This is a genomic window from Sutcliffiella horikoshii (genome assembly GCF_044809035.1).
GTDB classification, from domain to species: Bacteria; Bacillota; Bacilli; order Bacillales; family Bacillaceae_I; genus Sutcliffiella_A; species Sutcliffiella_A horikoshii_G.
In genome coordinates, this window is sequence record NZ_CP085237.1 from 841,754 (window position 1) to 854,793 (window position 13,040).

12 protein-coding genes are annotated in these 13,040 nt (G+C 40.4%); all 12 read left to right on the forward strand.

The genetic code is table 11. From position 1 onward, the window contains the following. The 12 genes from LG307_RS04535 to LG307_RS04590 all read left to right on the forward strand — a co-directional run bounded on the left by LG307_RS04535 (position 1) and on the right by LG307_RS04590 (position 12,789). Positions 1-1,173, forward strand: coding sequence for a sugar ABC transporter permease (locus LG307_RS04535; RefSeq protein WP_404448534.1), 1,173 nt, complete (start codon positions 1-3; stop codon positions 1,171-1,173). Between the two features lie 121 nt (positions 1,174-1,294). Continuing rightward, entirely contained in the window at positions 1,295-2,272 is a 978-nt protein-coding gene (locus LG307_RS04540) for a sugar ABC transporter substrate-binding protein (protein WP_404448535.1), read from the forward strand. Beyond that, positions 2,269-3,696, forward strand: a complete 1,428-nt coding sequence (locus LG307_RS04545; RefSeq protein ID WP_404448537.1) for a histidine kinase — start codon at positions 2,269-2,271, stop codon at positions 3,694-3,696. The genes LG307_RS04540 and LG307_RS04545 overlap by 4 nt, the downstream gene beginning before the upstream one ends. A gap of 42 nt (positions 3,697-3,738) precedes the next feature. After that, a complete protein-coding gene (locus LG307_RS04550; protein ID WP_404448539.1) occupies positions 3,739-5,280 on the forward strand; it encodes a response regulator in 1,542 nt (513 codons plus the stop codon). A 12-nt stretch (positions 5,281-5,292) separates the two neighbouring features. Beyond that, positions 5,293-6,375 (forward strand): sugar ABC transporter substrate-binding protein, encoded by a 1,083-nt coding sequence (locus tag LG307_RS04555; protein ID WP_404448541.1) that lies wholly within the window; start codon positions 5,293-5,295, stop codon positions 6,373-6,375. 93 nt (positions 6,376-6,468) lie between these two features. After that, positions 6,469-7,419: a multidrug resistance efflux transporter family protein gene (locus LG307_RS04560; protein ID WP_404450377.1), complete on the forward strand. Its 951-nt coding sequence runs from the start codon at positions 6,469-6,471 to the stop codon at positions 7,417-7,419. 229 nt (positions 7,420-7,648) lie between these two features. Further along, the gene (locus LG307_RS04565; protein ID WP_404448543.1) at positions 7,649-8,686 is read left to right on the forward strand and encodes a fatty acid desaturase; all 1,038 of its coding nucleotides are present in this window, start codon (positions 7,649-7,651) and stop codon (positions 8,684-8,686) included. Between the two features lie 293 nt (positions 8,687-8,979). Beyond that, positions 8,980-9,534 carry a hypothetical protein gene (locus LG307_RS04570; protein WP_404448544.1) on the forward strand — a complete coding sequence of 185 codons (555 nt, stop codon included), beginning with the start codon at positions 8,980-8,982 and terminating at the stop codon, positions 9,532-9,534. 69 nt (positions 9,535-9,603) lie between these two features. Next, a complete protein-coding gene (locus LG307_RS04575) occupies positions 9,604-10,530 on the forward strand; it encodes an HD domain-containing phosphohydrolase (protein ID WP_404448546.1) in 927 nt (308 codons plus the stop codon). Positions 10,531-10,762: 232 nt separating this feature from the next. Continuing rightward, positions 10,763-11,428: a type 1 glutamine amidotransferase domain-containing protein gene (locus tag LG307_RS04580; protein ID WP_404450378.1), complete on the forward strand. Its 666-nt coding sequence runs from the start codon at positions 10,763-10,765 to the stop codon at positions 11,426-11,428. Positions 11,429-11,550: 122 nt separating this feature from the next. Continuing rightward, complete coding sequence (locus tag LG307_RS04585) at positions 11,551-11,838, forward strand: putative quinol monooxygenase (RefSeq protein ID WP_404448548.1); 288 nt, start codon at positions 11,551-11,553, stop codon at positions 11,836-11,838. 75 nt (positions 11,839-11,913) lie between these two features. Continuing rightward, complete coding sequence (locus LG307_RS04590; RefSeq protein WP_404448550.1) at positions 11,914-12,789, forward strand: LysR family transcriptional regulator; 876 nt, start codon at positions 11,914-11,916, stop codon at positions 12,787-12,789. Positions 12,790-13,040: the final 251 nt, after the last annotated feature.

The window sequence follows — 13,040 nt, forward strand, 5'->3', positions numbered from 1 at the left end:
ATGAATGTTATTCAAGAAGCCAGAACGCTTTTTCATGAAAACATCCGTGACTACGGAATGTATATCGCATTATTTGTCATTATATTAACTTTTACGTTTATGACAGACGGCTTGTTCATGTCATCCCGTAACATTAGTAATCTATTGGACTCTGCTGGTTATATCGCCGTGCTGGCAGTAGGGATGACGCTCGTTATCGTTATTCGGCATATCGATCTTTCTGTAGGGTATGCTGCTGGATTTCTTGGAGCGATTGCAGCTATCTTACTTACACAAGCAGGGGTTTCTGTTTGGATAACCATTCCGGTAATTTTACTGTTAGGGGTTGCTGTTGGATTATTTAATGGGGTGCTTATTGCTCAAATTGGCATTCCGTCCTTTGTTGCCACCCTCGCTGGCATGCTTATTTTCCGTGGGGCTTTGCTGCAAGTAACAGAGAAAACTGGTACGATCATCATCCAGGATGATACTTTCAATGCCATTGGTAATGGATATATTCCGTCTCTTGTGGAAGTGAACGGCTTGCACCTGCTATCCCTTTTGGTGGGGTTGGTTGGTATTTTGCTTTATATCTACAGCGAAATCTCCACTCGCAGAAATAAAATAAAATATGACTTTGAAGTGGTTTCCAAGCCAATTTTTGCACTAAAGCTATTCTTTGTTTCCGCGATAATAGGTTATATAACTTGGATTTTAGCAGGCTATAATGGATTCTCCTGGACTGTTATCATCATTTTATTAGTGGTCGTGGTCTATCATTTTTTAACCACTAAAACGGTGCTTGGCCGCCATATCTATGCGGTCGGAAGCAACCCGGAAGCTGCGCATTTAAGCGGAATCAATGTGAAGAAGATTACTTATATTGTATTCGGATCCATGGGGATGCTTGCTGCCCTTTCTGGTATCTTATTTACTGCACGTTTGCAATCTGCAACTACAACGGCTGGTACACTTTTTGAGCTTGATGCGATTGCCGCTGCCTATGTGGGCGGAGTTTCTTCAGCTGGAGGAGTGGGGAAAGTAACAGGCGCGATTATCGGTGCGGTTGTAATGGCGTCCCTTTCAAACGGCATGAATCTTTTAGGTGTAGGTATTTCGTATCAATACATGATACGTGGAGGAGTCCTTGCCGGAGCGGTAATCTTTGATGTCATGACACGCAAAAAAAGATAATGAACGTAAAATATAAACGTGCAATCCCTGTTGATTCCTTTAATCAACAGGGATTGTACTATTTCCATTAGGTGCTATGATGAAAATAGTACACCTCAATTTGGGGAGGGGGATATTAGTCTTGCGCAAAACAGCAATTCTTGCATTTTTACTGATTATCATTCTACTTATTCATCTTACTTTCTTATCTGCCCAAAAAGCCTTCCAATCAGATTGGCAATTGCCTGAACCGCTAAATTCAAGCCAAGAAGAACATCGGCTGGTCCTGATTACTCAGGATATGGAAACCCCTTTTTGGGACAAAGTGACCATCGGTGCCAAAAAGCAGGCAGTAAAGAGCAATGTGAGCCTTGAAGTATGGGGGAGCTACGGAAAGAATCAAGATGACTTTCTTAAAAATATTGAAATCGCCATCCAGTCTAAAGTGGATGGAATTATCATTCAAGGCTTAGATACAGAAGAGTTTAAGGATCTAACGAAGGTTAAGGCCGCCTTTCATGGTATTCCTGTTATTACTGTAGCCAATGATGTACCTATGGCAGAAAGTATCAGGCGGACTTATGTAGGATCTGACCAGTATGAGGCAGGGAAAATGATTGCCAGACAGATTTTGAAGGATATGGGGAAAGAAGGGAATGTCGTACTGATGTATGACAAAAACCAAGAATTTTACCAGAAACAAAGGTTGGATGGAATTCAGGATATATTGAAATTTTACAATACTATTAACTTGACTCATGCTACTTCTGACGACACGAGGGAGCAGGTCATTGCAACCACACAGGATGTAATGAACAAACAACCTGATGTGGAGGCATTTATTGCGATTAATGCGAATTTCGCCGGTGCGATGATTGAGGAAATTGGAAAGCGGTCACAGGTGGAACCATATCATATCTACTCTTTTGACGATGGTCCAGAGTCCCTGTCCCTGCTTATGCAAGGAAAATTAGATGGTTTTATTGAACAGGAACCGGAAGAGATGGGAAGAAAAAGTGTCCAGCTTATGAAGGAATGGTTGACAGGAGTTACCGTTCCGCTTGATAAGGTTGGGTATTTGACAGATATCAGATTCAGGAAAGCAGCAAGTCGCCAATGACAAGTATCCAAAAGAAAATCCTTACCCTTACCACGGTAGTTTTGGTCATTATGTCGGCAATTTGGATAGCGCTTACATATTACAATCATAAAACACATAAACAGTATAACGACATTCTGCAAAGATATTTGAGTATGAACGAGGTCACAAAGGCGAGCCAACAACTAGTAACAGATCTAAACAACTATACAATTGACCCGAGCACGGAAAGCCTGGGGAAACTTGACGCAAGCAAGGAAAAAGTTCAACAGGCTAAATACGCTGTGTACCATCTGAGGAATACGGAAAATGATTTTACTCTAACTAACTATATCCATTTAATAGATAGTCTTGTGGAAACAACAAATAGATCTATCATGTTCCAGAGTGAGAACGAGACAGAAGCAGCCGTTCAAGAATTTTCGGAAGCGACCCGGATCACCGGCTATATTTCAGAAATGACTCTAACCTTGATTGATATGGAATTAAATACATCAGAGAGGTTTTACAGGGGGATCATCGAACAATCCGGAGAAGTGATCAAGCTCGGGATTTGGATACTGCTATTGATAATCTGTTTCTTGCTTCTTATCACTTACTGGTTTTCCCTAACTATTACACGGCCTATATTTCAGTTGACAAAAGCAGCCAATGAATTGTCCAAAGGGAATTTTGATCAACAGGTTAAAGTGGAAACCAATGATGAAATCGCCTTTTTGGCTAGGACATTTGATAGAATGCGAATCAATATCAACAATCTGATTTCAGAAATTAAGCAAAAGGCTGCGCTTGAACGGGAGCTACAAGAAAGTAAACTGCTTTTGCAAGAAAGCCAGTTTAGGAGTTTGCAAAGCCAGATTAACCCGCACTTCTTATTCAACACACTCAACACCCTCTCGAAGAAAGCTTATTTGGAAGGCTCAGAGGAAACAAGCGACCTTTTGGTCAGTGTGGCGGGAATTCTTCGTTACAACTTAAAACGCCAAGACCGCGCTGTGACCCTTCAAGATGAAATCCAGGTATTAAAGCAATATATGGACATTCAGAAGGCTCGCTTTACAGATCGGCTGCAACTGCATATGGAGATAGACGATTCATGCCTTGATTTGAAAATTCCAGCCTTAACCCTTCAACCGCTAATTGAAAATGCTGTGATTCATGCAGTGGAACCAAAGGAAGAAGGAGGAAACATCTGGTTTCGAGTCGAACAAGTAGGAGATTTGGTGATGATAGAAATAGAGGACGACGGCATGGGGATGGCACAGGAAAAAATCAAACAAATACTTAAAGATGAATCCCACCCACCAACAGAAGGTCATTCTACCGGCATCGGATTCAGCAATGTAGTAAAACGTCTCCGGCTATTCTATGGATATGAAGATGTTATGGACATTGAAGGCACGTTTGGTAAAGGAACAAAAATTATCATAAAAATACATTCATAGTCTCAACCGTTATTAAATCTTTTGGAAAAGGAGTCGAACTGGATGATAAAACTCCTCATTGTAGATGATGAACAGATTGAAAGGGAAGGCATGCAGGCGATTCTGGAGAGAAACTTCCCTGACCTCATCATTAAACAAGCTAAAAACGGAAAAATGGCAGTGGAATTGGCGGATGATTTCATACCAGACTTAATTTTGATGGATATTAAAATGCCAGGTTTGAATGGACTTGAAGCAGTGGAAATGATTAGCGCCAAGCATTCGGATATAAAATTCATCATGGTAACTGCATACGATACATTCGGGTATGTAAAGGCGGCTATTAAACTTGGGGTCAAAGATTATGTTCTTAAACCAAGCAAAGTAGCTGAAATAAAGGCGACGGTCGGAAAAGTATTAGAACAAATAAAGCAAGAGAAGATCAGGCAAAACAAAAACATGCTACAGGAAGCGGCACTACAAAAAACGTTGACGCTGGTAGAGACGGATGTGGTAACACAATTATTGTTTGACCATGTTCATGAAGTGCATGTGGATATGTTGGTGGAGATGCTCGATATTTCTTCAACTAATGAGATGTTTGCCATGATTGTCCTGTTGCCTGCAGGAAGCGAAACAAAATATTCTATGATCAAGAATAAAGTAAGGGAAAAGAAAAGCGGCTGGGTAGGAGCTCTATATGGAAATCAACTTCCGATTATTGTGTTTCGGCAGCCTAATCAGACATATCGTTCCCAGGCAAGTACGCTTGCCAGAGAGATATTGTCAATCTCCAAAAAAGAAGAAAATCTAAATTGGTTCATTGGAATAGGCCGAGTTTGTAACTCCTTAGATGATGTCAGAAAGTCCTACCAAGATGCTCTTACAGCTACAATGATCACAAAAGCTTCTGCTACCTACCGTTTTTATGAAGATATTCATTTAGATAGAGAGATAATGAAAGGTCATATGGACAAGAATCAGCAAAAAGCTGTAGCCGATCAACTTCGTCTTGGCAACTGGGAAGAAGTTCATGGAATCGTTATGCGGCTAATTCAGCGCTTTGAAAAAGAGGAAACCAATCTTTTGCATGCCCAACAGCGGATATTGGAAGTTCTCTGGTTAGCCTCTAGAGTCTTGAATGATATGGGAGTGGAATCAGCAACGCCTTTATTTCCAGTTCAAACGGTGGATTATCGCCAGCTTCGGGTGGAAACTGTGCAACTGCTTGAGAGGATGAAGCAAGCTGTTGCCATCTACTATAACCACTTAGAAGCAGATACGATTCAGCAGATTAAGCAATATATCATGGACCACTCTCATGAGGATATTTCACTTGATACCCTTGCTAGAAAAGTAGGACTAAGCCCCATTTATATCAGTAAAATGTTCAAGGAAAAGCAGGGCATTAACTACATTGATTTCCTAACAGAATGCCGCATGGAAAAAGCAAAAAGGCTTATGAACGATACAGAAAAAAGTATCAAGGAAATCACATTTGAAGTCGGCTACCATGACCCTAATTATTTCAGTAAAGTATTCAAAAAGGTCACCAATATATCTCCAAAAGAATATCGAAAAACACTGCTTGGAAATAAAGGCTAGTAGGAAGAAGGGGTGAAAAAAGTGGAGCTTCGATTACGCAGAATGATGACGGTACTTGTAACGCTGGCTCTGTTTTTTGTAGCCTTGGGATGCGAGACTAAGGGGAGCTCTAATGAGACTATCGAGGAGTTAAAAGAGGATGTTTCAATAGAGAAGAAGATAAAGATTGGTTTTTCCATGGACACACTTGAGGAAGAAAGGTGGCTTAGGGACCGTGACCTTTTCGAATCTGCCGTGAAGAACCTAGGGGCGGAAGTGGAGATATTGGCAGCAAACGGCGATGATGCCCTGCAAATCCTTCAGGCAGAAACGTTAATCAGTCAGGGAGTGGACTTACTGGTAATCGTCCCGCACAATGCAGAAGCAACGGCAACTATTGTTAAGAAGGCACACGGCGCAGGGATAAAAGTTGTTTCTTATGACAGACTCATTAAAAATGCAGATATCGACCTTTATGTTTCTTTTGATAATGAGCGTGTTGGAGAGCTGCAGGCAGAGGCGATAACGGAACTGGTGCCAAAAGGAAAATATGTCTATATTGGCGGAGCGGATACGGACAATAACGCCCACCTGTTCAAAAAGGGGGTATTCCAAGTACTTCAGCCTTTGATTGATAAAGGAGACATCACGGTCATTTATGATCAGTGGACCAAAAACTGGCTTCCAAGCAACGCCTATGCCAACATGCAGGAGGCACTCCTTGCAAATGATGGGGAAATTGATGCTGTCATCGCTGCAAACGATGCAACAGCTGGGATGGCAATAGTAGCTCTTAAGGAAGCGGGTCTAGCTGGCAAGATTCCTGTGGCAGGTCAAGACGCAGAGTTAGCGGCCGCACAGCGTATTGTGGAAGGCACCCAGACGATGACGGTATACAAACCGATACCCACACTCGCAGAAGAAGCGGCAAGACTAGCGGTAGCTATGGCTAAGGGGGAATACATTGACACCAGTCGAAAGGTGAACAATGGAAAAGTAGAAGTGCCCTCTGTGTTGCTTCCTCCAATTGCGGTGAACAGATCTAATATGGATGAAACGGTAATAGCAGATGGATTTCATTTAATGGAGGATGTATATAGAGGTGACACTAGATGAGAATAAAATTCGGAATGCTAAGTATTCTCCCTTTACATATTATTAGAGAGAGATAGAATAGTATCAAAGACTTCAGAGGGTAAGGTGGAAATGATGAAGGCTATTTTATTAGGTATTTTAGCATCCGTATTTTTTGCTGTGACCTTCGTATTAAACCGTTCTATGGAGCTTTCAGGCGGAAGTTGGCTTTGGAGTTCTTCCTTGCGTTTCTTTTTTATGGTGCCGTTTCTCTTTGTCATTGTCTGGTTAAGAGGCAATTTAAAACAATTATTTCAAGAAATGCGGACCAATCCGTTGCCTTGGTTTATATGGAGCTTCACAGGTTTTGTCCTTTTTTACGGTCCCATAACTTTTGCGGCATCCTATGGACCAGGTTGGCTTGTCGCAGGTACATGGCAGTTAACCATTATTGCCGGCGTCCTTTTGGGTCCGTTCTTTTATAAAGTGGTGAATGGAAAGCGGGTGCGTGAGAAAATACCAGCAAGGGGTCTCCTCATTTCGATGGTTATTTTTGCAGGCGTCCTGTTCATTCAAACTCAACAAGGCAGTGGTATTTCCTTACCTATGATCCTTTATGGAATTATTCCTGTTGCGATTGCATCCTTTGCCTATCCGCTTGGAAACCGGAAAATGATGGAGGTTTGCGGGGGAAGGGTGGATACGTTTCAACGTGTCCTGGGTATGACATTGGCCACTATCCCTGTGTGGCTGCTTGTTGCAGCAAGAGGGTATATGACGGTGGGGGCACCATCACAGGAACAGGTTCTCCAAACATTCATTGTCGCAATCAGTTCAGGCGTCATTGCAACCACCCTGTTTTTTATCGCAACAGACATGGTGAGAAACAGCCAAGAAAAACTCGCCGTAGTCGAAGCGACCCAATCGACTCAAGTGTTGTTTGTATTAATTGGAGAAATAATGCTTTTATCCACTCCAATGCCGAATGGTATGGGGATGCTTGGGTTATTCATCATTATTATCGGCATGCTCCTGCACAGTTTTTTTTCAAAAAAAAGAGTAAAACCAAATCAACTTGCTGCTTGAAGAGTGATCATCCATATGGAATCGCTCTTTTTTTATTTTTTTTATAAAAATTTTTCCTTTTTTCTTAAATGAAATCCCATGTCTGACAAGGAATTATAAGAGGTCTGACAATCCCTTACAAAAACTATATGACATTTGTCATACTCAGCATATGACACCTGCTACTAACTTATTTTTTTGGATTGGATATACTAAGTGTAACAAGTCAACAACGAAGGGATTTAATAAAATGTCAATTCAAAATGAAATGAAAAACCTTAAAAAACAAGTTGCTCCTTTCGAAAAATCGCAAACTAAAAAGAGTATCTGGCAGCTGATTAATACGCTAACGCCATTTTTCCTGTTGTGGTATCTCACTTATATAAGCTTATCTGTTTCCTACTGGTTGGCGTTGATACCAGCCATCTTCGCAGCAGGATTCATGACACGTATCTTCATCATTTTCCATGATTGCACGCATCACTCCTTCTTCAAGAATCGCAAGTGGAACCGTGCAGTAGGGACCTTAACGGGAGTGCTAACATTATTCCCATTCGATCAATGGGGACATGACCACTCTGTTCACCATGCAACAAGCGGAAACTTAGACAAGCGCGGTGTTGGTGATATCTGGACACTGACTGTGGAAGAATACAAAGCAGCATCACTTAAAACTCGTTTTTCTTATCGTCTATATCGCAATCCATTGGTTATGTTTGGTTTAGGACCAATTTACACATTCTTAATCAGAAACCGTTTCAACCGTAAAGAAGCAAGACAAAAAGAACGCAACAATTTATATTTGACTAATGTACTAATTGTGGCTGTAGCCGTACTGTTGAGCCTGGCAATCGGATGGCAGGCATTCCTGATCGTTCACGGCACCATCTTCATGATCGCCGGAAGTGTCGGAATCTGGTTATTTTATGTGCAACATACGTTTGAAGATTCCTACTTTGAAGTGGATAAAGATTGGGAATATGTTTCAGCTGCAGTAGAAGGAAGTTCTTTTTATAAGCTTCCAAAAGTATTACAATTCCTAACAGGTAATATTGGCTACCACCATATTCACCATTTAAGTCCAAGGGTACCTAACTATGAATTGGAAAAGTGCCATCACAGCACACCACCACTTCAACATGTACCAACGATTACACTTGCTACAAGCTTAAAATCTTTAAAGTTCCGTTTATGGGACGAAAAGAGCAAAAACTTTGTAACGTTCAGAGAAGCCAAAAAAATGATGCACAACCGCGTCTCTTCGGTGGAAATGAAGCCGGAAATTTAAACATATTGAAATCAGTCCTTGTGAGGGGGCTGGTTTTTTTTTGTAATTGTACTTTAAATTTAGAAAGGACGAGTTAAACACTTGAATAATTCCATTTGAAGCCGATATTAATGTTAGAGCACCTAAGAAAAAACAAAATATTACAAAAAAATATAGATTTAACTATATGTTACTTGTATAATTATGGTGATATATAGGAAAAAAGCACGAAATTACATAATGTAACTACAAGAGAGAAATTCGCACAATAGCAACGAGAAAAGTAAAAAAAAAATATGTAGGGGGATTTAACAGTGAGAAAATTTGGTATGCTTGCTTTTTTTACAATTTTATTTTTAGGGGTTTCATTAGGTTTATCCTCTAATGCTCAAGCTGCAAGTGACGCAGATATTGAAAAAGCACTAGAAATCATTGATGCTGCAAACATCGAAATGGATCAAATTATTGAAACAGGTGTACAAGATGCGGACGCTTTATGGGCAGTGTATTTAGAAGAATTAGATGTAATGAAAAATGAACTAGAAAATTTAGATCAAGAGATTGCTAGTGTAGAAACAGACTTAACAAACGCAACAGAAGCTTCTCAACAAGAGGAGTTAAATGCAGCACTATCTGCGCTTCTATTAGAAAAAGGCCAGTTAGAAGAGCGTATGAACCAAAGAACTGCTCAATTTGATCAAGAAGTTGATGCAATCATCACCTATGTGTTTGATATCACATTACAAATGACTCAGGATACAATCGATGAAGTAGCAGAATATGGCGTAGTAGCTGAGTGCTTCTGGAAATATGTAAGATTTGCTGATCGTTGGGCTTGGATTGATCCAGTGCGATTAGTAGGATATTAAAAGATTGTAAAGGAAAAGCGGTTACTTTTTATTAAGTGGTCGCTTTTCAAATATAAGAGGTGAACAAAAGTGGCTTTTACTATTGGGAAAAAAGATCAAAACATCGAAAAGGTAAATATGGAAAACTTTGAGTTAAGTCTTCTGTCCAAAGGTGAAGGTATAGAAGTTATGGTTCAAACAGTTAGGCAAGATAATATTTTCTATATTTACCCTGCAGAAAGTCCAAAGGTAGTGGAATTCTTTTATATTCTCGAAGGTAAAATACTGTGTGAGCGAAACGGCGAAAAGATTGAACTTGGTCCATGCGACTATTTTTCATGTAGTGAACTAGAAGAAACAATTCACTTTACTGCACTATCTGATGCAAAATATTTATGGATTATAAATGAACCGACCTTTTTCCAATTAAGTGATAATGTTAAAGAGCTAAGCCAGATAGTAGAACGCGTTGAAGAAAGAGATCCTTATACTTATAATCATAATGAAAGAGTTGCAAAATACTCTATTAAGATAGCGAAAAAACTATCATTATCTAAATCAAATTTAGAAAGATTATATATTTCTGCAATCCTTCACGATATTGGTAAAATAAATATACCTTCAGAAATTCTTAATAAACCTGCCAAACTCACAAACGATGAATTTGCATTAATAAAGAAACATCCTGAAGACGGCGCGGAAATGGTTAAAGAGTTGTACTATGATGAAACGATTGCAACTATCATCGAACAGCATCATGAACGTTTGAATGGTCGTGGATATCCGAAAGGGCTTATCGCAGAGGAAATTGTCTTAGAAGCCCGCATCATCGCAGTCAGCGACACTTTCGACGCCATGACAGAAGACCGTGCCTATCGAAATGCATTTACTCCAGAGTATGCAATTGATGAACTGCAAAGGCTTTCTCCTTCTCAATATGATCCAGATGTTGTAAACGCACTTATTGAAGTTCTCCATGAAGAAGGTAAACTAAAAGTAACAAGCCCTGAAGCGTAATTCCATGCGTTGGGGCTTTTTTTTTACCTATTTTTCAACTTCTAATACCTTCATTGAAACAACACATTCTATCTTTTAAAAATGAACAAAATGGGTAATGTATTTAAAGGAGGGGTGAAGTGCTATAAATATATTTATACATAATGCAAAATTAACTAATTTGTATTATAGATTATCTCGTACTAAAATGAAAACTGTAATAAAAACAAACACATTTTAGGAGGAAAGTATGATGACTAAACATATATTAATGGTTGTAACTACTGCAGATAAAATGAAAGACGGACACGAAACAGGATTATGGCTTTCAGAATTTGGCGAGGCGTATGTGGAATTTGCTAATAAGGGATATGAGATTACCGTTGCAAGTCCACTGGGTGGTAAATCTCCAGTAGATGCTAGAAGTTTAGAAGGTGGAGAGACACCTCAAGAAATCTTGGACACAGCTCAATATTTAGAGAATACGATTAAATTAGATGAGGTCACAGATGTATCGAAATTTGATGCAATCTTCTTGCCGGGTGGTCATGGTACGATGTTTGATCTTCCTGATAACGAGAAATTACACCAAGTAATCCGCGATCTGTATGAAGCGGATAAGCTAGTTGCGGCAGTATGCCACGGTCCAGCCGGGCTTGTAGGAGTGAAGCTGTCAGATGGGACACCACTTGTTGCAGGTAAAACAGTAACGGCATTTACAGATGATGAGGAAAGAGAAACAACATTGGATAAGTACATGCCCTTCCTTTTAGAAACTCGCCTTCGTGAATTAGGGGCGGAAGTTATTGTTAGGGATAACTGGACAGATCATATGCAAGCGGATGGAAAATTAATTACTGGGCAAAATCCTCAATCCACTATTAGTGTGGCAAAAGAAGTAGTAAAACAACTAGGCTAACACATCATCCTGTAAGCAAGGAAGCTCTCGCTTGCAGGAATTTTTTGGAAAACCATTGGATAAAGTAGATTTGTGAACAATCCTACGTCATGCACTTTTACTTTTAAGGGAGCTGGATTTCAATGAAACCTATCACAATAAATGCCATCATGATTGCCAAACCTGGTAAGGAAGATGACTTGTTTCAGGAAATGAAGAAAATGGTGGCTCCGTCACTCGCTGAAAAGGGCTGTGAGGAATACTCCTTGCATCAGTCTGTCGAGCAGGCAGGTGTTTTTGTCTTCTATGAAACTTGGCAGGACGAACAAGCTTTTAAGGAACATATCGAAACGGAACATTATCAAACCTATCGCAAGAATATTGAAAGTTTAGTGGAAAAACGGGAAGTATATAAATTAACAAAAGTTTAATTTTAAGTATGCAATGGCACCGTTCTTTATGTGCAGGAACGGTGCTTTATTTATAGGAAAAGGAATGCAAATTTTATGATCGATTTTGAATGGTACCGTAGCTTCATCAGTATATATAAGCACGGCTCTGTGTCGGCAGCGGCCAAAGCAAGGATTCTGACACAACCTGCGATGAGTCAGCACTTGGCGGCATTGGAGGTAGAGATTGGAGAATCTCTATTTGTTCGTGCACCTAGAAAAATGATCCCAACGGAAAAAGGGAAAGAACTTTATACAAAAATTGTACCTCTGATTGAAAAATTGGAGAGCACCAGTATGGAGTTGAGGAATGGTGCTAATCAACCAACCCTCGCTCCTTTAGTGAAGCTTGGTTCACCAGCGGATTATTTTACAAAAGCAGCAATAGGTAGATTGAAGGATATGGAAATAAGGTTATCAGTACAATTTGGCGTGGCACACGAATTACAAGAAAAGCTTAGTGCGGGGGCAGTAGATTTGATCATTACCACCCAAAAGACACCTATTGCTGGGGTAGAGTACAAAAAAATTGAAAACGAAGTGTTTGTAGTTGTGGCAGCGGCTGATGGTAATCTTGATTCTAATGCTGTGGGGGTGGCTGAAGTAGAAGGGTGGCTGAAGGAACAGACTTGGTTGAGTTATGGAACGGAACTGCCAATTGTAAGAAGATACTGGAGAGAACATTTTAACAAGCGACCGGAAATTCAGCCGTTACATGTCATTCCTGATTTAAGAGCCGTGTTGGAAGCAATTGAGAACAACATGGGGATCAGTGTGCTTCCTATCTATCTAATAAAGGATTCGATTGAGGCAGGGAAAGCAAAGATATTGTTCCCGCAGCTCGCAGTAGAGAACACTATTTACCTGGCTTATAAAATGGAGAACCGTGATCATCCCCATGTCCGGGAGGTTTTGGGAAGGTTGAAGGTATAGGGGCTGAGGGGGGAGAATTGAAAGCAGGGACTATTAATATCAACACCCGAAGTGATGTGGGAAAGAGGAAAACGGTAGTAGAGAGGGCTTCTCTCCGTCCGAAGTGATGTGGCAAAGTGGAAAATGGTAGTAGAGAGGGCGTGTCTCCGCCCGAAGTGATGTGGGAAAGCGAGAAACGGTAGTAGAGAAGCCGTCTCAACGCCCGGAGCTCCCGCACCAAGCAGTCAACTGTCTAATAGAAGCCGTCTCAA